This is a genomic window from Stenotrophomonas sp. SBJS02 (assembly GCF_020428325.2).
Classification (GTDB): Bacteria; Pseudomonadota; Gammaproteobacteria; order Xanthomonadales; family Xanthomonadaceae; genus Stenotrophomonas; species Stenotrophomonas africana.
Genome location: NZ_CP109812.1, coordinates 2,963,819 through 2,987,204, shown reverse-complemented (window position 1 = coordinate 2,987,204; position 23,386 = coordinate 2,963,819). Strand labels below are relative to the sequence as shown.

Annotated in this window: 19 protein-coding genes and 2 pseudogenes; 5 read left to right on the top strand and 16 right to left on the bottom strand. The window is 67.5% G+C overall.

Going from position 1 to position 23,386, the window contains the following annotated elements; all coding sequences use genetic code 11:
• Positions 1 to 20 precede the first annotated feature (20 nt).
• From adiC to FQS62_RS13820, 4 genes are all read left to right on the top strand, one after another.
• Positions 21 to 1,373, top strand: a complete 1,353-nt coding sequence (adiC, locus tag FQS62_RS13835; RefSeq protein ID WP_049449277.1) for an arginine/agmatine antiporter — start codon at positions 21 to 23, stop codon at positions 1,371 to 1,373.
• A 20-nt stretch (positions 1,374 to 1,393) separates the two neighbouring features.
• Positions 1,394 to 3,682, top strand: a complete 2,289-nt coding sequence (locus FQS62_RS13830; protein ID WP_049449274.1) for an Orn/Lys/Arg family decarboxylase — start codon at positions 1,394 to 1,396, stop codon at positions 3,680 to 3,682.
• Between the two features lie 29 nt (positions 3,683 to 3,711).
• Entirely contained in the window at positions 3,712 to 4,614 is a 903-nt protein-coding gene (locus FQS62_RS13825; protein WP_088480934.1) for a cation diffusion facilitator family transporter, read from the top strand.
• A gap of 185 nt (positions 4,615 to 4,799) precedes the next feature.
• A complete protein-coding gene (locus FQS62_RS13820) occupies positions 4,800 to 5,234 on the top strand; it encodes a RidA family protein (RefSeq protein WP_049449270.1) in 435 nt (144 codons plus the stop codon).
• On the opposite strand, the gene FQS62_RS13815 is transcribed toward FQS62_RS13820, so the two are convergent.
• From FQS62_RS13815 to FQS62_RS13775, 9 genes and pseudogenes are all read right to left on the bottom strand, one after another.
• The gene (locus tag FQS62_RS13815; protein ID WP_208042860.1) at positions 5,231 to 5,944 is read right to left on the bottom strand and encodes an energy transducer TonB family protein; all 714 of its coding nucleotides are present in this window, start codon (positions 5,942 to 5,944) and stop codon (positions 5,231 to 5,233) included. The two genes, FQS62_RS13820 and FQS62_RS13815, sit on opposite strands and share 4 nt — an antisense overlap.
• Positions 5,937 to 6,682 (bottom strand): annotated as a pseudogene (locus FQS62_RS13810) (ChaN family lipoprotein). Before FQS62_RS13810 ends, FQS62_RS13815 begins: the two are co-directional and overlap by 8 nt.
• A gap of 40 nt (positions 6,683 to 6,722) precedes the next feature.
• Complete coding sequence (locus FQS62_RS13805) at positions 6,723 to 9,194, bottom strand: TonB-dependent receptor (RefSeq protein ID WP_208043835.1); 2,472 nt, start codon at positions 9,192 to 9,194, stop codon at positions 6,723 to 6,725.
• Between the two features lie 64 nt (positions 9,195 to 9,258).
• Positions 9,259 to 10,185, bottom strand: coding sequence for a FecR family protein (locus FQS62_RS13800; RefSeq protein ID WP_099589159.1), 927 nt, complete (start codon positions 10,183 to 10,185; stop codon positions 9,259 to 9,261).
• Positions 10,182 to 10,691, bottom strand: coding sequence for an RNA polymerase sigma factor (locus FQS62_RS13795; protein ID WP_049449262.1), 510 nt, complete (start codon positions 10,689 to 10,691; stop codon positions 10,182 to 10,184). Before FQS62_RS13795 ends, FQS62_RS13800 begins: the two co-directional genes overlap by 4 nt.
• A gap of 124 nt (positions 10,692 to 10,815) precedes the next feature.
• A complete protein-coding gene (locus FQS62_RS13790) occupies positions 10,816 to 11,322 on the bottom strand; it encodes a hypothetical protein (protein WP_099589174.1) in 507 nt (168 codons plus the stop codon).
• A 97-nt stretch (positions 11,323 to 11,419) separates the two neighbouring features.
• On the bottom strand, positions 11,420 to 11,644 hold the full coding sequence (locus FQS62_RS13785) for a hypothetical protein (RefSeq protein ID WP_049449260.1): 225 nt from the start codon (positions 11,642 to 11,644) through the stop codon (positions 11,420 to 11,422).
• On the bottom strand, positions 11,641 to 12,342 hold the full coding sequence (locus tag FQS62_RS13780; RefSeq protein WP_049449258.1) for a glutamine amidotransferase: 702 nt from the start codon (positions 12,340 to 12,342) through the stop codon (positions 11,641 to 11,643). The genes FQS62_RS13785 and FQS62_RS13780 overlap by 4 nt, the downstream gene beginning before the upstream one ends.
• Positions 12,339 to 13,112: a YggS family pyridoxal phosphate-dependent enzyme gene (locus FQS62_RS13775; RefSeq protein WP_107379783.1), complete on the bottom strand. Its 774-nt coding sequence runs from the start codon at positions 13,110 to 13,112 to the stop codon at positions 12,339 to 12,341. The genes FQS62_RS13780 and FQS62_RS13775 overlap by 4 nt, the downstream gene beginning before the upstream one ends.
• 76 nt (positions 13,113 to 13,188) lie before the next feature.
• Between FQS62_RS13775 and ptsJ the strand changes: the two genes are divergently transcribed.
• Positions 13,189 to 14,475, top strand: coding sequence for a MocR-like B6 salvage transcription factor PtsJ (ptsJ, locus tag FQS62_RS13770; RefSeq protein WP_164158944.1), 1,287 nt, complete (start codon positions 13,189 to 13,191; stop codon positions 14,473 to 14,475).
• A 118-nt stretch (positions 14,476 to 14,593) separates the two neighbouring features.
• Here the strand turns inward: ptsJ and FQS62_RS13765 are convergent, their stop codons facing one another.
• The 7 genes and pseudogenes from FQS62_RS13765 to FQS62_RS13735 all read right to left on the bottom strand — a co-directional run bounded on the left by FQS62_RS13765 (position 14,594) and on the right by FQS62_RS13735 (position 23,352).
• Entirely contained in the window at positions 14,594 to 15,100 is a 507-nt protein-coding gene (locus FQS62_RS13765) for a hypothetical protein (protein WP_019336451.1), read from the bottom strand.
• 191 nt (positions 15,101 to 15,291) lie between these two features.
• Positions 15,292 to 18,402, bottom strand: coding sequence for an error-prone DNA polymerase (locus tag FQS62_RS13760; RefSeq protein ID WP_208043340.1), 3,111 nt, complete (start codon positions 18,400 to 18,402; stop codon positions 15,292 to 15,294).
• 6 nt (positions 18,403 to 18,408) lie between these two features.
• Entirely contained in the window at positions 18,409 to 19,818 is a 1,410-nt protein-coding gene (locus FQS62_RS13755) for a Y-family DNA polymerase (RefSeq protein WP_208043341.1), read from the bottom strand.
• A gap of 9 nt (positions 19,819 to 19,827) precedes the next feature.
• Positions 19,828 to 20,443 (bottom strand): annotated as a pseudogene (gene imuA, locus FQS62_RS13750) (translesion DNA synthesis-associated protein ImuA).
• A 217-nt stretch (positions 20,444 to 20,660) separates the two neighbouring features.
• Positions 20,661 to 21,668 (bottom strand): cyclase family protein, encoded by a 1,008-nt coding sequence (locus tag FQS62_RS13745; protein ID WP_208043342.1) that lies wholly within the window; start codon positions 21,666 to 21,668, stop codon positions 20,661 to 20,663.
• A 35-nt stretch (positions 21,669 to 21,703) separates the two neighbouring features.
• Positions 21,704 to 22,354, bottom strand: coding sequence for a DsbA family oxidoreductase (locus tag FQS62_RS13740; RefSeq protein WP_010485027.1), 651 nt, complete (start codon positions 22,352 to 22,354; stop codon positions 21,704 to 21,706).
• A 92-nt stretch (positions 22,355 to 22,446) separates the two neighbouring features.
• The gene (locus FQS62_RS13735; RefSeq protein ID WP_029379984.1) at positions 22,447 to 23,352 is read right to left on the bottom strand and encodes a LysR family transcriptional regulator; all 906 of its coding nucleotides are present in this window, start codon (positions 23,350 to 23,352) and stop codon (positions 22,447 to 22,449) included.
• Positions 23,353 to 23,386 lie beyond the last annotated feature (34 nt).

Here is a 23,386-nt window from a genome sequence, read left to right as displayed (position 1 = left end):
TGCCTGTACAGGAGATTGTCATGGCAGAAGCAAAGAAAATCGGGGTGGTCGGAGCCACCTTCCTCGTCGCCGGCAACATGATGGGCTCAGGCGTGTTCCTGCTGCCATCCAGCCTGGCCAAGATCGGTACCGCCTCGATCTGGGGCTGGCTGATCACCACCGCCGGTGCGCTGCTGCTGGCCTTCGTGTTCGCCAAGCTGGGCAAGCTGGCCCCCAAGGCCGGCGGTCCCTATGCCTACGCACGTGACTGGTTCGGGCCATACATGGGCTTCCAGACCAATACCATCTACTGGTTCGCCAACTGGATCGGCAACGTCGCCATCCCGATCGCGGCGGTCGGCTATTTCAGCTACTTCTTCCCGATCCTGTCCGAGCCGCTGGTGCGCTGCATCGCGGTGCTGATCCTGGTGTGGGCGCTGAGCTTCGCCAACATGATCGGCCCGGCCTTCGTCAGCCGTGTGCAGACGGTCACCACCAGCTTTGCGCTGGTGCCGATCCTTGGCATCGCCATCTTCGGCTGGTTCTTCTTCGATGCCGACATCTTCAAGGGTGCCTACAACGTGTCCGGTGAGTCGAACTTCGGCGCGATCTCCAGTGCTGCAGCCCTCACCCTGTGGGCTTTCATTGGTGTCGAGTCGGCTTCGGTGACCGCTGGCGTGGTCGAGAACCCGGAAAAGAACGTGGCCCGCGCCACCCTGGCCGGTGTGTTCCTGGCCGCCGTCGCGTACATCGCCAGTTCCTCGGTGATCATGGGCATGGTGCCGAACTCGGAGCTGCAGGTGTCCGATGCGCCGTTCGCGCTGGCCGCGGCCAAGGCCGTGGGTGGCTGGGGCGGTGCGCTGGTCAGTCTGTGTGCCTTCATCGGTGCTGCCGGTTCGCTGGGCGGCTGGATCCTGCTGACCGCACAGAGTGCCAAGGCGGCCTCCGATGATGGCCTGTTCCCGAGCATCTTCAGCAAGACCAACAAGGACGACGTGCCGGTCAAGGGCGTGCTGATCGTTGCGGTGCTGATGACCCTGGCGGTGCTGGTCACTTCCACGTCGGAAACCGCGTCGGCCCAGTTCGACGTGATCACGTCGGCTGCCGTGGTGCTGACCCTGCTGCCTTACATCTACTCGTGCGTGGCCTGCTACTTCGTGGTCGAGCGCTCGCACACCCTCGTCCACACCGGTGCGTTCTGGACCCTGACCAGCCTGACCGTCGTGTACTGCCTGTGGGCGATCTACGGCTCGTCGGGAACCATCGTGCAGTATGCCTTCCTGTTCGTGCTGTTCATCACCGTGTTCTATCCCTTCTTCAGCGAGGAGCGCCGCCAGCAGCGGCAGCGCGCCCGCGAGGCATCGGCGATCAGCGCCGGCGCCCAGCGTTCCTGAGTTCGACAAGGAGAATCAACGTGTACTTCAAGTCCCTGGACTATCCGGTCATTGTCATCGACAACGACTACGAGTCGCCGCGCATCGGCGGCATCCTGATCCGCGCCCTGGTGGAAGAGCTGCGCAGCAACGACCAGCGCGTGCTGTGCGGCCTGAACCTGGACGATGCCCGCGCCGGCGCCCGCACCTACGTGGCGGCCTCGGCGGTGCTGATCTCGATCGATGGCAGCGAAGAGGTGGATGGCGAGTTCCAGCGCCTGACCGCCTTCCTGCGCGAGCAGAGCGCGCGCCGCGCCAACCTGCCGGTGTTCCTGTATGGCGAGCGCCGCACCATCGAAAAGGTGCCGAGCAAGCTGCTCAAGTACATCCACGGCTTCATCTTCCTGTTCGAAGACACCAAGAGCTTCATCTCGCGGCAGGTGATGCGCGCGGCCGAAGACTACATGAAGAATCTGCTGCCGCCGTTCTTCAAGGCGCTGATCCATCATGCGGCCGAGTCGAACTATTCCTGGCATACGCCGGGCCATGCCGGCGGCGTGGCGTTCACCAAGTCACCGGTCGGACGTGCATTCCACCAGTTCTACGGTGAGAACACCCTGCGCAGCGATCTGTCGATCTCGGTGCCAGAGCTGGGTTCGCTGCTCGACCACACCGGCCCGATCAAGGACGCCGAGGAAGAGGCAGCACGCAACTTCGGCGCCGACCATACCTTCTTCGTCACCAACGGCACCTCCACAGCCAACAAGATCGTCTGGCACGGTACAGTGGCCCGCGGCGACGTGGTGTTTGTCGACCGCAACTGCCACAAGTCGCTGCTGCATGCGCTGATCATGACCGGTGCGGTGCCGGTGTACTTCACTCCCAGCCGCAACGCGCACGGCATCATCGGCCCGATCAGCCTGGACCAGTTCACGCCGGAGTCGCTGCAGCAGCGCATCGCCGCCAATCCGCTGGCCAGCCAGGCCTACAAGGCCGGTTCCAAGCCGCGCATCGCGGTGGTGACCAATTCGACCTACGACGGCCTGTGCTACAACGCCGAGAAGATTGCCGACGAGATCGGCAGTGCGGTCGACTTCCTGCACTTCGACGAAGCGTGGTACGCCTACGCGGCGTTCCATCCGTTCTACGAGAACCACTACGGCATGGCCAAGGGCAAGCCGCGTGAGCAGGATGCGATCATCTTCACCACGCATTCCACCCACAAGCTGCTGGCGGCGTTCTCGCAGGCGTCGATGATCCACGTGCGCAACTCGGCACAGCGCAACCTGGACGCGGAGCGTTTCAATGAGTCGTTCATGATGCATACCTCGACCAGCCCGCATTACGGGGTGATCGCGGCCTGTGACGTGGCCTCGAAGATGATGGAAGGCGACGCCGGCCGCTCGCTGGTGCAGGAAATGCACGACGAAGCCATCGCCTTCCGCCGCGCGATGCTGCACGTCCGCGATGACCTGGGGCGCGACGACTGGTGGTTCAGCGTATGGCAGCCGACCAAGCTCGAGCGCAGTCTGGACAAGGGCGATACGCCGGCGCCGCTGGTGGCCAAGCGCGAAGAATGGTACCTGCAGCCGGACGCCCACTGGCATGGCTTCGAGAACCTGGTCGACGACTATGTGCTGATCGACCCGATCAAGGTGACCCTGCTGACCCCGGGTCTGGCGATGGACGGCAGCATGGGCAAGCTGGGCATCCCGGCAGCGGTGCTGAGCAAGTTCCTGTGGGGCCGCGGCATCACCGTGGAGAAGACCAACCTGTACTCGGTGCTGTTCCTGTTCTCGATGGGTATCACCAAGGGCAAGTGGAGCACCCTGGTCACCGAACTGATGGCGTTCAAGGAGTTGTACGACCGCAATGCGCCGCTGAGCCAGGCACTGCCGACGCTGGCCGCCGATTATCCGAATGCCTACGCCGGCTGGGGCCTGCGTGACCTGTGCGACGCGCTGCATGCGTTCAACCAGGAATTCGCGGTGGCCAAGGTGATGCGCGAGATGTACGTGGATCTGCCGACGCCGGTGATGACCCCGGCCGATGCCTACAACCACCTGGTGAAGGGCGAGATCGAGCGGGTCGACATCGAGCAGATCAGCGGCCGCATCGCCGCGACCATGCTGGTGCCGTACCCGCCGGGCATTCCGACCATCATGCCCGGCGAACGTTTCGGCGACAGCGACGAGCCGATCATCCAGTCGCTGCGTATCGCCCGCGAGCAGAACGCCCGTTTCCCGGGGTTCGAGTCGGACGTGCACGGGCTCATCATCGAGCAGGAGGGTGATGCGGTGTCGTACAAGGTGGAGGTGCTGAAGGCCTGACCGGCGACGGTCGGCTCCTTCGGAGAGCGATGGATACCGCGCGCGAGCAACGCATCCTGAAGTTCTCGATCGGGGTCACCCTGGCGGTGAGCGCGGTCGGCTTCGGCGGTGGCCTGCTGGTGGGATCGCAGGCCATCCTGTTCGATGGCGTGTACAGCCTGGTCGACGTCGCCCTGACCCTGGTGTCGTTGTCGGTGCTGCGGCTGGTGGCGCGGGAACAAAGCCCGCGCTTCCAGTACGGCTACTGGCACCTGGAGCCGATGGTCGAGGCACTCGGTGGGGTGATCCTGTCGCTGGCCTGCGTGTATGCGCTGGCCAACGCGGTGATTGGTTTGACCACGGGCGGGCACGAGGTGAAATTCGGGCCCGCGCTGTGGTGGGCGGCACTGCTGAGTGCCAGCAACCTGGCGATGGCCGCATTCGTCGCACAGCGTGCGCGACACCTGCGTTCCGCTCTGTTGTGGCTGGATGTGCGAGGCTGGCTGCTGGGTGGATTGATGAGCCTGGCGGTGGTGCTGGCCTTCGTGCTGGCGCTGGTCCTGCAGGGTGGTGAGTGGCACCACTGGGTGCCGTACCTGGATTCGATCGTGCTGGCGTTGATCAGCCTGGCGGTGTTGCCGGTGCCGGCGCGCAGTGCGTGGAAGGCCATGCGCGAAGTGCTGCAGGTGGCCCCGGACGATCTGGACCGGCGCGTGCAGCAGGTGATGCAGGCGTTCGTGGCCGAGCGCGGCTATGCCGGTTTCACCAGTCATGTGGCGAAGATGGGGCGGATGCGCTTCATCGAGATCCACGTGCTGGCCGACCCGGCCATGCCGTTGGGTTCAGTGGGCGAAGTCGATGCGATGCGCGACGAGATCGCGGTGCGGCTGGATGCGCGCGGCAGCACGTTCTGGCTGACCATCGATTTCACCGCAGACCCGGCGTGGACGTGAGCGGGGAACGGTAGAGCAGAGCCCATGCTCGGCTGCCATTCGCGCTGAGCAGCCGAGCGTGGGCTCGGCTCTACACGTGGGCACGATCGTTGCGCATGGCGGACCGGACTGTTGCAGCGGATCGGTTTGACCTCAACTCTGGTTGAGGTCGCAGACTGCTTCGCATCCCCCACGAGACATGCGGCATGAACCTGCTGACTACCCCGGACCTCAGTCATGGCCTGCTGGAGCTGTTCAATCCTCCCGGCCTCTACGACCCTTCCGCCAACGGGTACTCACACGTGGCCGTGGTGCGATTGCCGGCGCGGGTGATCCATATCGCCGGGCAGGGCGGTGAAGATGCCCAGGGCCGTCTCTCACCCAGCTTCGAAGAACAGGTCGGGCAGGCACTGGACAACCTGCAGACCGCGCTGCGCTCGGCGCAGGCAAGCCTGGCCGACGTGGTACGGCTGCGTATCCTGGTGGTCGACCACGACGAGGACCGGCTGGGCATCATCGCCCATCAGGTGCGGCGGCGCTGGCCTGACCGCGCGGCGCCCACCTGCACGCTGATCCCGGTGCCGCGGCTGGCGCTGGACGGCATGTTGTTCGAGATCGAGGCGGAGGCCTATGCCGCCTAGCGCAGGTAGTACTCCACTGGCACCACCAGTTCCTGTGGTGCCTTCAGTTCATCCGGAATGCGCGGCAGCGGCTGCGCGCGACGGAAGGTCTGCAGCGCTGCGTCATCCAGCATCGGCTGGCCACTGGACTGCTCCAGTCGCAGCGCCAGCAGGCGGCCGTCGCGGTCGATGCTGGCCCTGACCCAGGCGGTGCCTTGCTGCCGGCGCGAGCGCGCGGCGGCGGGGTAATAGCGATAGCGCTCCAGCCGCGCCATCAGGCGGGCTTCCCACTGGTCGCTGGCGGCGCCGGCCTGGAAGTCTGCCGGTGGTGCGTCTGGAGCGGGCGGCGCGGCCGTGATCGATGCCGGTGCGGGACTGGCATCGGTCGCGGCCGCAGGCGGGGCGGCCGGCAGCGGCTTTCGACCCGTCCCGCTTGTTTCGCTGGCGGCCAACTCGCCCTCGTGCGCGGCGGTGGGCTTCGGCGGCGGGGGCGACTTTGTCGGTTGCGACGCACGCGCGTGCTGCGCCTGGCTGGGGGTATCGGCCTGGCGCTCCTCCACGGGCTGCGGGGGCGTGGCCGGTGCCAGCAGGCGCAGGCTGATGCGCACGTCCTGTTCCGGTGGCGGGAGCATGGGCGGCGTCGCGACCCAACGCAACATCAGCAGCAAGGGCAGCAGATGCAGGCCGATGGTGATGGCAATCGCCTGCCAGTGTTGGCCGCGTTCACTCATCGGCCAGCACCCACAGCAGGTCGGCATCAATCGCATCGACGGTTTCACCCGGCGAGGCCAGTGCGATCACCAGCGCAGGCGTACCCGGTGACAGGTACCCCGGTACCCCGGTACCGCGCAGGACGTGCCACCGGCCCGCCACCAGCAGCGCTGCGCGGGCGCATCGACCAGTACCTGCGCCATGCGTGCGTCGCGGCCCTGCTGCACGGCCAGCATCCCATCCAGCATCGGTGCCCCGTCTGCATGCTGGGCCAGCACCACCGCCGACAGGCGCTGGCGGGCATCGGCCACCGGGAACTGCACGTCCTCAGTGGAGGCGAGCAGCAGGTTGACCTCGGCACGCGACAGGTTGCCGCCGAACAACGGCGTGCCTGCATCGGCAGCATCCTTGACCAGCCCGCCATACGCGGCCCACGGCCAGCGCGCATCCCAGTCCAGCAGCTCCTGCAGGCGTGCATCTTCGGCCCGGTTGCCCTTCGCCAGCCAGCGCTGCACCCGCTGCAGGCGTGGCTGGCGCTCGCTGGCGATCATTTCCAGCACCAGTGAACCCTGCGGACGCCGCCGCTGCAGGGCCTGCAGCAGCCAGCGCTGGGCGGCATGGTCTCCGGCGAGGTCATGGCGTTCACCCAGCAGCAGCCGCTGGGCGTCCCCCGCACGCGTCACGAATGCGGCTTCGTCCAAGCGCTGGCCGTTGGCCAGGTCGATCACCGTGCCAGGCATCCGCTGCGCGCTGGCCATTGCGGCCAGCGCGAGCAGGCACAGCGGCAGCCAGGGGCGGCTAGAACGCCACGTTGACGCCCATCGAGACGGTACGGCCACGGCCGTTGCCGCGGTCCAGGATCGGGCTGAAGATGCTGTCGATCGAGGCATTGTTGTCATAGGCTTTGTTCTGCAGGTTTTCGATGTTCAGCCACAGCGTGGTGTTGGCCTGGGGCTTGAAGCTGGCGTAGAAGTCCAGCAGCACGCCGGTGCCGCCGGTCTTGCGGGTCTGGAAGAAGTCGTAGCCTTCCTCGGTCGGCCCCGAGTACTCGGCGCGCAGGCCGGCCTGCACGCGCTGCTGCCGCCAGCGGCCGCCCACGTCCAGCGTCCAGTAGCGGTCGGGCAGGGCGGTGATGTCTTCCAGGTTGACGAATTCGATGGCGGGCGCACTGGTACGCGAGCGGGTCCAGCTCAGCGTGGCGTGGTAGCGCTCGCTGGCGTAGTGCGCTTCCAGCTCGATTCCGCGCATGCGCACCACGCCCGGGTGGTTCATCCAGCGCGTGGTGGTGCTGAAGTCCTCCACGTCCAGCGCATCGGTCCAGGCGGTGAGCTGCGGATCGCTGTCGATCGGTACCACCAAAGGCTCCACCTCCGGGGGGTGCACGATCAGCAGGTACTGCGGCTTGATGTAGTCGCGGATGCGGTTGTCGAAGCGGGTGACGCGCAGCTGCGCCAGATCACCGTCGGTCAGCAGCGAGGACGTGCTGAGGTTGGCGCCGAACTGCAGGTTGCGCGAGCGCTCGCGGCGCAGGAACGGATTGGCGCCAACGCCATCGGCATCGCTCATGCCTTCCAGTGGGATCTTTTCGAAGAACATCTCCTGCACACGCGGTGGGCGGGAGGTGCGCGAGACTTCGGCGAACAGCTGCAGCCAGCCAGTAGCCTGCCACGATACCGCCAGGCTGGGGCTGAGTACGCGCTGTGTGCGGCGCAGGTCGATGCCGCCGCCGTTGATTTCGGCGCACTGGCCGGGGACATCCGAGCACACCGGAACGTGGCCACGGATGCCATAACGATCCTGGCGCAGGCCTGCAGTCAACGCGTAGACGTCGTACTGAAGTTCCAGCGTGCTGAACACGCTGTCCAGCTGGCTGCGTCCCTGCGGGTTGGCACCGCGCAGGATGGGCGTATCGGCCACATAGATGTCGGACTGGTGCTTGATGCCGGTGTTCCAGCGCGCCTGCAGCGCGCCGACATCGAAGCGGCTGGTGTTGTCCACGGTCCAGCTGCTCAGGCTGCTGTGGGTGCGGCGGCCGATGTAGCTGGACGCCTCCACCGGCGGATAGAACAGCCGGGTCTTGTTGCTGGCAAAAGTCGCGCGCAGGTCGATCCAAGGCGAATAGGGCGTGTAGCGGTAGCTGGCGCGTTGGTTGCGCGCGGAAATCTGCCACGGGTAGTTGTGGTAGAAGTCGTTTTCGTAATGCATGTGGCTCAGGTCCAGCCGATGCTGGTCACTGGGCTGCAGGCGTGCTTTCAACAGCCAGCTGCTGGGTTGCTGGCTGCCCGGGTCGGCGGTGTTCTTCTGCCCACGTGCGGTGGCGTACTCGCTGCTGCGGCTGCTGCTGGCAGCGGCCAGCAGGCCGAACTGGCGGTCGCCCCCCTCTTCGCTGTGGCGCCAGGCACCGGCGAAGGTGCGGCCACTTCCGTAGCCGTTGTTGCCGTGGCGATAGCCTGCACGCAGGCCCCAGTCACGGCCCTCACCGAGCAGATCGTCGATATCCAGCGTGCGGAAGTTGGCACTGCCGGCCAGCGTGCCGGCGCCATCACCGCCGGCGACTGCACCGCGCTGCACGTCCACACCGGCCAGCAGGAACGGGTCGACATAGGCGAACGGGCCGCCTGAGCCATGCCCGGCATTGTTACGGAAGGTCTGGGTGACACCATCGATCATGGTGTTGACCCGGCCGGCACCGGTCATGCCGCGGATGTTGACCTGCAGGCCCGGCTGGCTGCGCGAATGGAAGCTGTGGGTGCCGGGCATCGAGCGCAGCAGGCTGTTGCCTTCCTGGCGTTCGGCCATCGCCACGCGCTCACTGCCGACCGAGGGCGCAAAGCCATCGCGGGTGGCCGGTACATATTGGCTGGCGCCGGCACCCGGTGCCTGGCCGTGCGCGGTAGTGCCCTGTACCCGCAGCGGACCGGTGCGGCGGCTGCCATCGGCGCGTTCGGCCGGCGCCGGTTCCAGAGCGGCACGACGCGCATCCACGAAGCGCGGGCGCAGACCGCTGCCCGCCAGCAGGCGCGTCAGGGCCTGCGCATCGTCGAAGTCACCGCGCAGAGCCGGCGCCGAATGACCGGCAGGCAGCGCCGCGCTGATCACCAGATCGACACCGGTCAGCCGGCTGTAGGCGTCCAGCGCGGCGGCCAGTGGCTGGGCGGGCAGATCGTAGCTTCGAGTGGCGGCCTGTGCGTGGGCGCTGTTTGGCAGCAGTGGGATGGTGCTGGCGCAGGCCAGCGACAGGGCGAGGACAAGAGGGCGGGGAAACAGCATCGGGGGCTCCAGGGGCTGACGCAGAGCGTCGTCATCCTGGGTAGACGCGGTGGTGGGCCCAATGTCAGGGTGCATCGCGCTGCTCCTCGCGCGGCGGCAACCACACCTGCATGCCCGCGCCGATACGCAGCACACGCACATGCAGCTGCGCGGCGAGCTGGTCGCGGTTGCTGGCGGCACCATCTGCATTGCCCAGTAGGGTGACCGGCCGTTGGCGAAGCCGTGCACCGACGATCCAGGTATGTCCGCCATGCCAACGGTCCAGCCCCTGGGTGACGTCGGCAAGCGGCGCCGAAACCCAATGCAGGCGCCGTTCGCGCCAGGCCAGGGTGCCGTCGTCTGCCGGATGTGCTGCAGCAGTCGCTTGTCCGTTGAAGCGTATCTGCTGCCCCTCACTGGCCTGCATGCTGGCGGTACCGCTTTCTACACGGACGCTGTGCTCGGTGACCGTGACCACGCTGTTGTCGCCCTGCACGGCCAGATCAAACGCGGTTCCCAGCGCAGTGACCGTGCCCTGTGGAGTGTGTACCTGGAATGGCCGGTCGGCATCGGCGGCGACCTTGAACCAGGCTTGCCCCCGCTGCAGCTGCAACTGGCGGCGCTGTGCATCGACGCGCACATGCACTTCGCTGCCCGGTGACAGCAGGACGTGCGAACCGTCTGGCAGGGCTTCGTCACGGATCTCGCCTGCGGCAGTGCGCAGTACCTGCGCGGCGGGTGGCGCGGCGGTGCGGCTGTACAGGCCGAGCGCGCACAGCAGCAGTACCGCAATGCCGGCCTCGCCCAGGCGCCGCCGCTGCCGCCGTTGCTGTTGCCGATGCAGACTGGGCAAGGTTGCACCGGCCTGCCATAGCTGCTGCAGATGCTGGTACTGCGCAACATGGCGCGGATCGGCCTGGCACCACTGGTCGAACGCGTTCTCGTCGCGGACGCCATCGTGTCCATCCAGCCACCAGCGTGCGGCTTCGCGCGCGATCGCGTCCTGGCTCATGCGCCGGGCACCTGCTGCAGGGCGACGAGGGCGCGCAGCAGATGGCCGTGCGCGGTCTGTCGGCTGATGCCGAGCTGGCGCCCGATCTCGGCCAGGGCCATCTGTTCCACACGTGCCAGCAGGAACACCTGGCGCGAGCGCGGTGGCAGCGCGGCGATGATCGCATCGAGATGGCGCAGCTGTTCGGCGTCGAGCAGGCGCTGCTCCGGTAGGGGTGCAGGATCGATGAGGGCGTGCAGCTGCGCCTCATCCAGCGCTTCCTCACGACGGCGCTGACGTTGCCGGAAGTGATCCGCGATCAGGTTGTGGGCAACGCGGTACAGGTACGCGCGGCCATTGCTCAGCAGGCCGCTGGTGGCGACCTTGACGACACGCAGCCAGGTTTCCTGGACGACGTCATCGGCGTCGCTGTGTTGCGGGAGTTTGCGGCGGACATGGGCGTGCAGCGGCCGGTAATGGGCCGCGCACAGCTGCGCGACATCCGTCGGTTCGACAGGCGTGGACACGGGGCGGGCGACAACTGGGAAAGGGAACAGCCCGCGGCGGCAAGGGCAGCGGCTGCACCTTACAGCAAAAGAGAATCATTTGCATCTTTGATGTGGTGCGCAGTGCGCAGGGGCCACCGCCGCGTCAGCACGGACGATAGTCGCAGTGGATCTGCAGGGCTTCGGTGGCGTTGTGATGCAGCTCGAAGCCGCACTGCTGCAGGCTGCGCTTCACCTGCGCGACGGCTTCGGAATGACGGGCAACGCGACGATCCTGCCAGCGCAGTGGGGTGAACACACCCAGGGGCAGCAGCCGCAGCCGCTTGCCGTGCAGTACCAGTGAGACATCGACATGACGGCCATCGATGTCGTGGCCGTTGGCACCGAAGATGGCATCGATCTCATCGCGGCGTTGCGGGTAGCAGGTGCGGAATGCTGCGATGCCGAGCCGTCGTACCGCGCGGCGGAAGCCACCGAGACGGCCGTGGCGGGGTTCGAAGCCACGGGTGAGCAGCAGGCGCAGCGCGGCAGGCAGCATCGCCTGCGCGTCGAGCAGGCGTTGCAGTACCTCTTCTTCCAGTTGGATGCGGGTGGAGGGCCAGCGCGGGGCGATGAGCAGTCCGTGGTGGTTGCCGCGTTGCAGGGTCAGCATGCGTGGAGCTTCGCACGCGGGCGAGCAGCCGCGGTAGTGCCGGCCGCTGGCCGGCAGATTCGGGTGCCGGCCAGCGGCCGGCACTACCATCGTCGTGTCAGATGTCGCGGTACTGGATCTGCGAAGCCAGTACGCGCAGGCCATCGGCAGTGCTGGACAGGATGCGCTCTTCGCCGACACCTTTCTGCCGTTTCAGCTGGAAGCCCTGATCGGCAGGCAGCTGTGCGGCGATGGCGTCCATGCGTCGCAGGGCATCGGGGCCGCTGCAGTCGAAGTGGCCCCAATGTGCGCCATCGCGGTGGATCTGCAGTCGGTAATTCATCGCGGTGTCTCCGGCAGGTCCTGCAGCCAATGGTCGAACATCGCGGTGGCGGCCGCAGCCAGCGGTGCGCCATAGCGACGTGCCTGCGCGCGCAGGTCGGTGGGATCGATGCCGGCCTGGGTCAGCTCCAGCGTGTGGCCGATCAGCCAGCGCTCGAACTGGCGGGCGTCCAGTTCCGGATGGCATTGCAGGGCCAGTGCGTGGTGGCCGATGGCGAACGCCTGGTGACGGCAGGCCGGCGTGCTGGCCAGGCGGCGTGCACCGGCCGGAAGTTCGAACGCCTCACCATGCCAATGCAGTACCGGAATGCCCTGCAGGCACTGCAGCGGTGAACGCTGGCCTTCATCGGTCAGCAGCAGTGGCGCAAAGCCGATTTCCTTGCCGCCACTGGGAGCAACGCTGGCACCGAGTGCTCGTGCCATCAACTGTGCACCCAGGCAGATGCCGAGAGTCGACCGCTGCTGCCGCAGGCGGCGCTGCAGCAGGGTGATGCTGTCGTTGACGAAGGGATAGATCTCTGTGTCATTGACGCTGATGGGGCCGCCCAGCACCACCAGCAGGTCAGCCGCTTCGGCCGGATCGAGTGCGTCTACACCAGCCTGCAGCACCTGCAGCTGCCAGCCCTGCGCCAGCAGCAACGGTTGCAGGGTGCCGAGGTCTTCGAAAGCCACATGTTGCAGGACGACCGCGTGCTTCATGCCGGGCCTCCACTGCTAGGCCAGTAGAAGCTGTCGGGGGTGGCACGTGCACCAAAGATGGCCTGGCCGACGCGGACCACGGTGGCACCTTCCTCGATGGCCACTTCGAAATCACCGGACATGCCCATAGACAACTGCGACAGGTCCAGGCCGGGCGGGGCGGTGCGTTGCAGCTGGTCGCGCAGTTCGCGCAGGCGCACAAAGCAGGCACGCACGCGCTCGACCTCGGGGGTGAAGATGGCCAGGGTCATCAGGCCGCGCACGTGCAGGCGATCAAAGGCCGGCAGCTGCTGCACGAAGGCCTCGACAGCATCGGGTTCCAGACCGTACTTGCTGGGTTCGGCGGACGTGTTGACCTGCACGAACACATCCAGCGTGCGGTCTTCCAGCTGCAGGCGCTGCTGCAGGGCCTCGGCTACGCGCAGGCTGTCCAAGGCCTGGAACTCGCTGGCAAAGCGCGCCACGTAGCGCGCCTTGTTGGTCTGCAGATGGCCGATCACCGACCAGTGCACGCCCAGGTCGGCCATTGTCTCGGCCTTGCGTTGTGCTTCCTGCACCTTGTTCTCGCCGAGTTCGTGGCAGCCGGCGGCCACCGCCATGCGGATGCGGGCTTCGTCGACGGTCTTGCTGACCGGCAGCAGGCGCACGCTGGCCGGATCCCGGCCGACGCGGGCGCACGCATCGGCGATGCGTTGACGCACCGTGACCAGGTTGGCGGCGATCTGTTCAACGGACTGGGCGACGGGCCAGTCGGCAGCGGCAAGGGGCATGCGGGCACCTCCAATGCAGGGCGGCCAGGGTGGGATACACTGGCACAGGACAAGATATATTTTGGCATAGGACAAAATGAAAATCACCGGGCACAGTGCCGAGTCGATCTTCGACAGCATCCGTGATGGCATTGGCAACGGCCGCCTGCCGGCGGGCAGCGTGCTGCCGCCGGTGCGTGAACTGGCCGAGCAGCTGGGAGTGAACCGCAACACCGTGGCTGCGGCCTACAAGCGCCTGGATGCGGCGGGCCTGGCCAGCACGGCGGGTCGCCGCGGTACGGTGGTGCGTGGCCTGCCGCCGACGCTGGCGCGCGAGGGCAGTACGCCCGGGCTGGCCCTGCAGGACCTGGCCGGTGGCAACCCGGATCCGCGCCTGCTGCCGAACCTGCGCCTGGCTCCGGCCGCACCTCGGCTGTATGGCGTGGGTACGGTCGACCCGAGGTTGCAGGCGCTGGCGCGCGCCTCGCTGGATGCGGACTGCCCTGAGGGCTATGCGCTGGAGCTGACCCATGGGGCGGTCGATGGCATTGAACGCCTGCTGGCGGCGTGGCTGCTGCCGGGGGATCGCATCGCGGTTGAGGATCCGTGCTTCCTCGGCAGCCTCAACGTGCTCAACGCCGTGGGTCATGCGCCGTTGCCAGTGGCGGTGGACGCGCATGGCATGCAGGTCGATTCGCTGCGACAGGCACTGGAGGCCGGTGCACGCGCGGTGCTGCTGACGCCGCGCGCGCACAACCCGACCGGCGCCAGCCTGGATGCGAAACGGGCAAGGGCGTTGCGCCAGTTGTTGGCGGCCTACCCGCAGGTGGCGGTGCTGATCGATGATCACTACGCGCTGCTCTCGCAGCAGGCCTATCACTCGGTGCTGCCGCTGGATGGCCGGCGCTGGGCGCTGCTGCGCTCGTTGTCCAAACCTCTCGGCCCGGACCTGCGGCTGGCCTGGCTGGCCTGCGATGAAGAAACCGCGATGCGGTTGCGGCTGCGATTGGCATCCGGTATCGGCTGGGTCAGTCACCTGCTGCAGGACGCGGCAACCTCGGTGCTGGCGTCGTCAACGCAGCGGGCGAAGATCGCCTCGGCAGGTGAGCGTTACCAGCAGCGACTGCGGTCGCTGCAGGAGCTGCTGCGCGCGCGCGGCATGCCGACGCCGCAGCCGATGGAAGGATTGAACCTGTGGCTGCCGTTGCAAACCGACAGCCATCCGCAGGTGCTGGCACTGGCGTCGCGCGGATGGCATGTGCGGGCGGGCGAAGTCTTCGCGGTGATGGCGCCGGGGCATGGCCTGCGTATCACCTGTGCGGCACTGGGGGCAGCGCAGCTGCGGCAGCTGGCCGATGACCTGGCGGCGGTGTGCGGTCTTTAGCGTCGCCCCATGCTCGACTTTGCTTCGCCTTTGTAGAGCCGAGCCATGCTCGGCTGCCGGTCATGTAGGGTCGAGCCATGCTCGACTGCCGTGCGTGTATAGGCGCTACAAAAGCAGATCAGGGCGCGGCATTGGCGCCGGGGCGCACGTAATAGGACTGACCGCTGTCATCGACGAACATCAGTTCCGGCTTGCCCTGCCAGGAGGTGAGCATGGCGCCGGTGTTGTTCTGGTGCTTGACCATCAGGCTGGCGCCGCGATCCGGGTTGGCCACCACCTTGAACACTTCGGTGGTGCCGGTGGCATCGTCCAGAGTCAACAAGGCTTCGCCGCCGCGGTCGCTGGTGCCGTAACCGCCGCGTTCGGAACCATCGGGGCCGAGCAGGATCAGGCCTGACAGGGCGGTGGCGCGCGGCCCCTGGGTACGGCCCTGGCTGAGCGGATCGGGAACCGGTGCGCCGAGGATCACCCGGGGCTGGCCGCTTGCATCGTGGATGACCAGCCCGCGTGCTTCGATGATGCGCTGTGGCGATTGGCTGCGATGCAGGCTCCAGGCGGTCCAGCCGGAAACCAGCAGGGCGAGGGTGGAGACCACCAGCGTGGTCAGCAGCAGTGCGCGGGGCATGGCGTCGTCCTTCCTTGGATGTGCCGACGATAGCGGATGCAAAAGGGGATGGGTAGAGTCGACTGTCAGTCGACTGCTGTTCGATCAGATCACGGAAATTCCCGCGCTGACGCGCGCAGGTCGACTGACAGTCGACTCTACCTCCACCTGGTCGACATCACCCAGTGGCCGTTACGCGGTGATTCCCGGCGTCAGTGGAAATCGCGGCTATGGCTGCGCAGTCCCTGCAGCAGCTCATCCAGGCAGTGCATGCGCTGCACGATGACATGCTGCACACCATCGACGCGTTCCAGGCGGCCATCGATCTGCATCAGCTGGGTATCGACCAGCACCCGGTGCTGGCGATCGGCCAGGTGCCGCCAGACCACGGCGTTGACCATGCCAGTCTCATCTTCGAGCGTGAGGAAGGTGACGCCGCTGGCGGTCTGCGGGCGCTGGCGCATGCGTATCAGGCCGGCGATGCGCACGCGACGGCCATGGCCATGCCCGGCCAGTTGTGCAGCGTCCAGACAGCCACGGCTGCGCAGCTGCGCACGCAGGAACGAGATCGGGTGGCGGCCAAGGGTGGTGCCGGTGCTGCGGTAATCGGCCTGCATGTCCTCCCATGCGCTGGGCAGCGGCAATGGCACGCGGGCTTCGGCGGTGGCGCGGGCCTGGTCGAACAGCGGCAGCCGGTTTTCCACGCCGGAGATATCCCAGCGTGCACGATGGCGATGGCCACTGAGCCCACGCAGCGCACCGGCATCGGCCAGCAGGCCCTGCTGGCGGCGATCCAGGGCGGTGCGCTGGCACAGGTCGCCCACATCGTCGAACGGGCGCCGCGCACGTTCGCGCATGATGGCCTGCACGGCTGCTTCATTGCAGCCTTCGACCAGGCGCAGGCCGAGCCGGATCGCCGCCGGGCCCTTGCTGAAATCCAACGAGCAGTCCCAGCCGCTGTGGCGCACGTCCACCGGCAACACCGTGATGCCATGCCGGCGCGCATCCTGCAGCAGCTGGTCGGGGCTGTAGAAACCCAGTGGCTGGCTGTTGATCAGGCTGGCAGTGAACGCGGCCGGGTGATGGCACTTCAGCCAGCAGCTGGCATAGGTGAGCAGGGCGAAGCTGGCCGCGTGGCTTTCCGGGAAACCGTAATCACCGAACCCCTTGATCTGCTCGAACAGGTGCTCGCCGTATTCCAGGCTGAAGCCGTTTTTCAACATGCCCGTCAGCAGCTTTTCGCGATGCGGTTCCAAGCCGCCACGACGCTTCCAGGCGGCCATCGAGCGGCGCAATGCATCGGCTTCGCCGGGTTCATAACCAGCTGCTTCCACTGCCAGCTGCATCACCTGTTCCTGGAACAGCGGCACGCCCAGCGTGCGTGCGAACACGCGTTCCAGCTGTGGTGGGTAGAGCGGATTGTCCGGGTCGTTCAACGCGTCCGGTCCCTGTTCGCGCAGGATCCGCCGCCGCTCAAGGTAGGGATGGACCATGTCACCCTGGATCGGGCCGGGTCGCACGATCGCCACCTCGATCACCAGGTCATAGAACTCGCGTGGCTGCATGCGCGGCAGCATCGCCATCTGCGCGCGCGACTCGATCTGGAACACGCCGATGGTGTCGGCGGCGCAGATCATGTCGTAGGTCGGGCCGTCTTCATCGGGGATCGCATCCATGCGTCCTTCATGCAGGCCATGCTGTTTCAGCATCGCCAGGCACTTGCGGATGGCGGTGAGCATGCCCAGCGCCAGGCAGTCGACCTTCATCAGGCCGGTGGCATCCAGATCGTCCTTGTCCCACTGGATGACGGTGCGGTCGGCCATCGCCGCGTTTTCTACCGGCACCAGGGTCGACAGCGGATGCTCGGAGATGACGAAACCGCCCGGATGCTGAGACAGGTGGCGTGGGAAGTCGATCAGCTCGGCGGTCAATGCCAGCAGCCGCCGCATCAAGGGTGTGTCCGGATCGAAACCGCGCTCGCGGAGGGTTTCCGGCAGTGGGATGTTGCCGCCCCAATGATCCATTGCCGCGCCCAGTTCGTTGACCTGGTCCATCGGCAGGCCGAGCGCACGGGCCACGTCGCGGATCGCGCTGCGGCCACGGTAGCTGATCGCCACCGCGGTCAGTGCGGCGCGTTCGCGGCCGTAGCGCTTGAACACGTACTGCAGTACTTCTTCGCGGCGCTCGTGCTCGAAATCGATGTCGATATCCGGTGGTTCATCGCGCTCAGCGGAGATGAAGCGCTCGAACAGCAGGTTGCTGCGTGCCGGGTCGATCTCGGTTACGCCCAGCACGAAGCACACCGCGGAGTTGGCCGCCGAGCCGCGGCCCTGGCAGAGGATGTCCTGGCTGCGCGCGAAGCGCACGATGTCCTGCACGGTGAGGAAGTAGGAGGCGTAGTTCTTCTGCCTGATCAACGCCAGTTCGTGCTCGATCTGTTTGCGTTGCGCCGGTTCGATGCCGCCTTTCCAGCGCCACGGGATGCCACGCTCGACCAGCACGCGCAGCCAGCTGTCCGGGTCGTGGCCTTCGGGCACCAGCTCGCGCGGATAGGTGTACTGCAGCTGCTCCAGCGTGAAGTGGCAGCGTTCGGCGATGCGCAGGGTCTCGGCCAGCAGTTCGGCGGGATACAGCTGGGCCAGCGCGGTGCGCGGGCGCAGGTGGCGCTCGCCGTTGGGAAACAGGCGCCAGCCGGCTTCGGCCACGCTGCAATGATGGCGGATCGCGGTCAGCGTGTCCTGCAGGGCGCGGCGGCGTCGCACGTGCATGTGCACATCGCCACTGGCGACCAGCGTCAGGCGGTGACGTTCGCCGAAGGCCTGCAGCTGCTGCAGGCGGCGTGCGTCGTCGTGTTCGTGGTGCAGTTCCACCGCCAGCCACAGGCGATCGCCGAAGCCGGCGCGCAGCAGTTCCAGATCGGTGGCCGCCGGTTGCCGGTCCAGCCATAGGCACAGCAGGCCGTCGGGCAGGCCGAGCAGGTCCTCGCGCAGGCAGCGGTACTCGCCCTTGGCCGCGCGCCGCCGGCAGGTGGTGATCAACTGGCAGAGCCCTGCATAGGCGGCCTGGTCGGTGCACAGCAGGGCCAGCTTGGGTCCGTCCTCGACCTGGAATTCGGCGCCGACGATCAGCGCCACGCCATGCGTCTTCGCCGCCTGCCAGGCACGCACGATGCCGGCCAGCGAGCATTCGTCGGTGATCGCCAACGCGCGATAGCCTTGGCCGGCGGCGCGTGCGAACAGTTCTTCGGCGATCGAAGCACCGCGCTGGAAGCTGAAGGCCGACAGGCAGTGCAGTTCGGCGTAGCCGGGCAGTTCGCTGTGCATGGCGGCTCAGCCGAACCAGCCGTGCAGCATCCACGGCGCATGTGGATTGTTGCGGTCACGGAAAGCCCAGCCGCGCTGGCCATGCGCTGTTTCCACCACGTAGTAGTCGCGGCGCGCGTCGGCCTGGTCCCACCAGCCCGATTCGATCCGCTCCGGTCCGGTGACGATGCGCAGCCTCGGATCACGCAGCGGTTGCGGCGCATCCAGCAACCAGCCGGGGCGCAGTGGCCAGTACGACGGGGGCTTGGCCGGTGGCTGGGTGCCACTGGCGCGTTCGGGGCGATGGTCGGCCTGCACCGCCAGCGGCTGCACGGCGTCATCACCCAGCCGCGCACGCAGGCGCTCGCGCAGCTGGTTCCAGGGCATCGCCTGCGCCGGCCGGGTATCGAACAGGTCGCGCGCGGCGGGCACGAATGGTGGCAGCTGCTCGGCCTGCAGGCGCAGTGCGCGGCTGCCGGCCGGCAGGGCGAACGCTTCCATGCGGTTGCGTGCGATCTCGAACAGCAGCGCAGGATCGCGTTCGGGGGCCAGCAGGCCGATGGTCAGCACGCTGGCCGGCAGCAGGTCGTGCTCGAAATGCAGGTCGAAGCGCTGCACGCCGCCATCGCGCGAACACAGGAAGGCGGCCAGGTCCAGCAGCAGGCGGCGCAGCGGGAACAGCAGGGCCTGGCTGGATTCGATCTCGTATTCGAATTCGATGCGCGCATCGAAACGGTCCGGTGGCTGGTAGTAGCGCAGCGGCGCGGTGGGCAGGCCGCGCAGTGCATCCAGCTGCTGCAGTACCTCCGGTGCGAAGCGCCGGGCCAGGCTGTCACGCGGCAGCTCGAGCACCGCACCCAGCGTGCGCAGGCCGGAACGGCCGAGCACGGTCACCGCGTCGCTGGGCAGGCCGCAGCGCGGCAAGGGTAGCTGCGCCAGTGCCGCTGGCAGTTGCTGTGCATCGATGCCGAGGCCGTCGTGGACGTTGGCCAGCACGCGCGCGGCCTGTGGGGTCGGTGCGGCCACCAGACGGTGACGGAAGCCGAGTTCGTGCAGTTCGTTGCGCAGCCGCTGCTGGATCGTCAGCCAGTCACCGAACAGGGCGCGGCTGGCGCCGATCTCCAGCACCAGTGCATGCGGGAAATCGAGGCTGACCTGCGAGCTGTAGGCGTAGGCCCAGCTGGCCAGCAGCTGCCGGGTGTGCTGTTCGGCATTGGGATCGTAATCGTGCAGGTGCATGTCCTGCACCAGCACCTGCGCAGCCGACAGCAGCATGCCCGGACGCAGCCCCGCTGCGCGTGCCGACGGGCTGACCGCACGCAGTACGCGACGCTGTGCCGGCCCCTGCAGCAGCACCAGTGGCCGCTGCGGATCCGGCTGCAGGCGCAGCACGCTGTCCAGCGCCAGCTGCGGCAACAACAGGCAGGCCCAGTGCATGGCGCGACCTCAGTGGGCGATGGCCAGCGGCAACGGCTGCGCCGGCGGCAGGCCGCCTCGGCACTTCAGCACCCGCACCTGGCCGTGGTCGAGCTGCAGGCGCAGGCTGGCCGGGGAGGGGTTGCGCGCTGCCTGCGCCTCGCGGAACAACGAAGCCCAGGCACTGGCCGCTGTCGGCGGCGACCTGCAGCCGGCGCAGGGCGCGATCGTCGGCCTGGTGCGGCCAGCACAGCACCGCCGCGCAGGCGGCAGAGCGCAGGCATTGTTCGGCGGCCCACAGCGCCTGCTTCGGCGCAGCGTGGATGATCTGCAGCTGGGCCAGATCCAGCCCGGCCGCGGCCCAGGCCGGGGCATGCGGGCGATAGGGGGGGGCGACCAGCACGATCGGGCGGTCGCGCTGGCTCAGCCTGGCCAGCGCTGGCCAGACCAGCGCCAGCTCACCGACGCCGGGCGCCGCCTGCAGTACCTCGCATAGCCCGCTGGTGGGCCAGCCACCGCCGGGCAGGCGTGCGTCCAGTGCCGGGTGGCCGCTGGCCAAGTGGTCGCTGGCCGGCCCCTGGCGGGCCGGGCCGCGCCACAGTTGGCGCCCGTCCAGCAACCGGTCGAGGGCGACGACCGCACCCATCAGCGGTCCTCCAGAGGAGGCGCCGGGTGGGCTGGAAGCGGCAGGAACGGGCGGAAACGGCGGGCATGGCGCGAGTATCGACAGGCCGGTATCAGGGGCTGAGACCGGACATGCTACTCGCCTTGTGAGTAGAATTACTAATGAAATCGGAGGGTCCGGTTTCAGGTTGCTGAAGGGGGTAAGGAGTGCCGACCAGGGTCGGCACCCACAGGCCCGGTTACGGGCGGACTGGCAGCGCCACCGGACGCAGCGGCGCGGCATCGCCACCGCGGATCTTCAGTGGGCCGCCGATGAAGGCGAACTCGTAGACCTTGTCGCGGGCCAGTTCGTCCAGCGCCACCAGCTCGATGATCGGCGCGCCCTGCTGGGCCAGCAGGTAGGTGTGCAGCGGCACGTAGTCGTCGGACACCTCCGAGGGGAAGGTCTCAAAGCTGAGGTTGTCGGCACCGACGATCATCGCGCCGCTGTCCTCGACCAGGAAGCGTGCCGCGTCCAGACCCATGCCCGGCGGGTTGGCCATGTAGGCCTTGGGCTGTTCGAACAGGCGCATGCGGCCGGTGCGGATCAGCACCACGTCGCCCTGCTGCAGTTTCACCTTCTGGCGTGCCAGCGCATCCTTCAGGTCCTGGCGGGTGACGCGGTAGCTGTCCGGCAGCATGTCCACGCCCTTGGCGGCGGCCACGTCGATCAGCACGCCACGCGCGATCAGCGGCGGGAACTTCTCGATGCCGGTGACATTCCAGCCACGGTCGCCAAGATGCTTGTCGGCCTCGAAGCCGTTCCAGATCTTTCCGTGGATGCCGAAGTGGTTCAGCGCATCGATGTGGGTGCCGGTATGGCTGTACATCGAGAACGCGGTGCCGGTGTAGCTGCGGGTGAGGTTCATGGTTTCACCCACGCCCATCGGATCATCCATCACCGTGCCGCGCGGGGTGTGGGTCATCCAGAACTGGTAGTGCGGGTCGCCGGCATCCTGCCAGCTGGGCATGCCGACGTAGTAGTCGGTGGCCAGGTCATAGGCCTTGCCGCCGCTGACCCGCGACAGGATCGCCGCACGCGAGGCTTCGGTGATCAGGTTGAGGCGGCCGATCTCGTCCTTCGGCCCCCAGGGGCTGGTGCCGACCTGCTGGCCGGAGGGAACGCGTTCGTGCGCGGACACGGTGGTGGAAGCGGTGGTGCCGGCCAGCAGCAGGGCCAGCGCGGTGACCAGGGTACGTGGGGTCATGGGGAATCTCCTTGCAGGGTGGGGGAGGGTGCGGCTCAGGCCGCGACCAGGTGCGCCAGGGCCTGGCGCAGGTGTGGCAGCGGCAGGGTCTGCAGGCGCAGGCCGTTGCCGCCGATCACGGTGGGTATGGAACGGATGCCGAGGGCAGCGGCTTCGGCGCGATCGACCTGCACGCGCTGGCGTACTGCGTCGCTGCGCATGTGGTCAGCGAAGGCGCCACGCGGGTGGCCCAGCGCTTCGGCGATATCCAGCAGGACTTCGGCGTCGCCGATGTTGCGGTGCTGGTGCAGGTGCGCCCACTGCACGGCATCGAACATCGCGCCATGGGCGTCGTTGCCACCGAGCATGCCGGCGGCCTGGCAGGCCAGTGCGCCGAGCCAGCCGGAGGGATACTCGAAGTCCTGCGCGCGCATGCCTTCGATATCGATGCGCGCGGTGTCTTCATGCGCGGCGCAGTCGGTCCAGTGGCGCAGGATGATCGCCTTGGCGCGCTCCATCGAGCCGAACACCTCGACCATCTGTGCGCGCGAGTCCTGCAGCACGAAGCTGCGGTGGCGCACCTGGATGCCGAGTTCGGCGGAGACCTGCTTCAGGCGCGGGGCCAGCACGAAGCACCAGCCGCAGACCACGTCGTGGAAGAAATCGACCACCGGCGCGGCGGTGGCGGGGGAAGGAACGGAAGACATCTGCCTGCCATCGGTGAGAGGGGAGGCGGCAGATTAGGCAGCGCGGCGTGGCCGAAACATCACGCCGCGGGCAGCTCAGTTTTCGCTGGCGGTTACGAATCCAGGCCGGCGCAACCGGGCAGCTCGGCGTGCAGGAAATCGATGAAGGCGCGTACCTTGGGCTGCAGATGGCGCGATGTGGGGTAGACCGCATGCACGAAGCGCGGCGGATAGCGGTGGTCGGGCAGCACCTGCTGCAGTTCGCCCTGGGCCAGTGCCGGCGCGGCCAGGAACGAGGGCAGGGCACCGATGCCCATGCCGGCCACCAGCAGGTCGCGCAGCAGCAAGCTGTTGTTGACGGTGACGCGCGCGGGCAGTGTGATGGTCACCTGGCCATCGGGACCGAGCAGCGGCCAGCTGCCGGGGGAGTCGGACAGGCTGTAGGCCAGCACGCTGTGCGCCTGCAGATCGTCCACCGCCTGCGGTGCCGGATGCTGCCGCAGGTAGGACGGGGCCGCGCACAGCACCTGCTGCAGCGACGCCAGCCGGCGCGCCACCAGGCGTGAATCATCCAGTTCGGCACGCAGCCGCAGCGACACATCGAAACCCTCACCGACTGCATCGAGCAGGCGATCTTCCATCACCAGGTCCAGCGACAACTGTGGATGCTGCTGCAGGAAGCGCGGCAGCAGCGGCGACAGTGTGCTCAGTGCGAATGACTGCGGCGCGTTCACGCGCAGGCGCCCGGCCACCTCGCCGCGCTGTTCGGCGATGCCGCGTTCCAGCGCTTCCAGCTCGTCGAGCAGGCGGCAGCATTCGCGGTAATAGGCGTGGCCGGTTTCGGTCAGGCTCATGCGCCGCGTGGTCCGCTGCAGCAGCACCACGCCCAGGTGCGTTTCCAGCGTGCGCAACTGCTTGCTCAGGCCGGCCGGCGACATGCCCAGGTCTTCGGCGGCACGAGCGAGCCCGCCGCGTTCGACGATGCGGCGGAAGGCGCGCATCAGGTTGAAGGAGTCCATGCCGGTCCCGGGCGCGATGAGGGCGCCATTGTAG

What these genes read in the sequence shown, in the direction of transcription:
- FQS62_RS13800 (WP_099589159.1), bottom strand. Translation starts at nt 10,185, where the DNA reads ATGAGCCAGGACGCGATCGCGCGCGAAGCCGCACGCTGGTGGCTGGAT.
- FQS62_RS13745 (WP_208043342.1), bottom strand. Translation starts at nt 21,668, where the DNA reads ATGACCCCACGTACCCTGGTCACCGCGCTGGCCCTGCTGCTGGCCGGC.
- FQS62_RS13805 (WP_208043835.1), bottom strand. Translation starts at nt 9,194, where the DNA reads ATGCTGTTTCCCCGCCCTCTTGTCCTCGCCCTGTCGCTGGCCTGCGCC.
- FQS62_RS13775 (WP_107379783.1), bottom strand. Translation starts at nt 13,112, where the DNA reads ATGCCCCTTGCCGCTGCCGACTGGCCCGTCGCCCAGTCCGTTGAACAG.
- FQS62_RS13740 (WP_010485027.1), bottom strand. Translation starts at nt 22,354, where the DNA reads ATGTCTTCCGTTCCTTCCCCCGCCACCGCCGCGCCGGTGGTCGATTTC.
- FQS62_RS13760 (WP_208043340.1), bottom strand. Translation starts at nt 18,402, where the DNA reads ATGCACAGCGAACTGCCCGGCTACGCCGAACTGCACTGCCTGTCGGCC.
- FQS62_RS13765 (WP_019336451.1), bottom strand. Translation starts at nt 15,100, where the DNA reads ATGCCCCGCGCACTGCTGCTGACCACGCTGGTGGTCTCCACCCTCGCC.
- FQS62_RS13790 (WP_099589174.1), bottom strand. Translation starts at nt 11,322, where the DNA reads ATGCTGACCCTGCAACGCGGCAACCACCACGGACTGCTCATCGCCCCG.
- FQS62_RS13755 (WP_208043341.1), bottom strand. Translation starts at nt 19,818, where the DNA reads ATGCACTGGGCCTGCCTGTTGTTGCCGCAGCTGGCGCTGGACAGCGTG.
- FQS62_RS13735 (WP_029379984.1), bottom strand. Translation starts at nt 23,352, where the DNA reads ATGGACTCCTTCAACCTGATGCGCGCCTTCCGCCGCATCGTCGAACGC.
- ptsJ (WP_164158944.1), top strand. Translation starts at nt 13,189, where the DNA reads ATGAAAATCACCGGGCACAGTGCCGAGTCGATCTTCGACAGCATCCGT.
- FQS62_RS13785 (WP_049449260.1), bottom strand. Translation starts at nt 11,644, where the DNA reads ATGAATTACCGACTGCAGATCCACCGCGATGGCGCACATTGGGGCCAC.
- FQS62_RS13820 (WP_049449270.1), top strand. Translation starts at nt 4,800, where the DNA reads ATGAACCTGCTGACTACCCCGGACCTCAGTCATGGCCTGCTGGAGCTG.
- FQS62_RS13825 (WP_088480934.1), top strand. Translation starts at nt 3,712, where the DNA reads ATGGATACCGCGCGCGAGCAACGCATCCTGAAGTTCTCGATCGGGGTC.
- adiC (WP_049449277.1), top strand. Translation starts at nt 21, where the DNA reads ATGGCAGAAGCAAAGAAAATCGGGGTGGTCGGAGCCACCTTCCTCGTC.
- FQS62_RS13815 (WP_208042860.1), bottom strand. Translation starts at nt 5,944, where the DNA reads ATGAGTGAACGCGGCCAACACTGGCAGGCGATTGCCATCACCATCGGC.
- FQS62_RS13780 (WP_049449258.1), bottom strand. Translation starts at nt 12,342, where the DNA reads ATGAAGCACGCGGTCGTCCTGCAACATGTGGCTTTCGAAGACCTCGGC.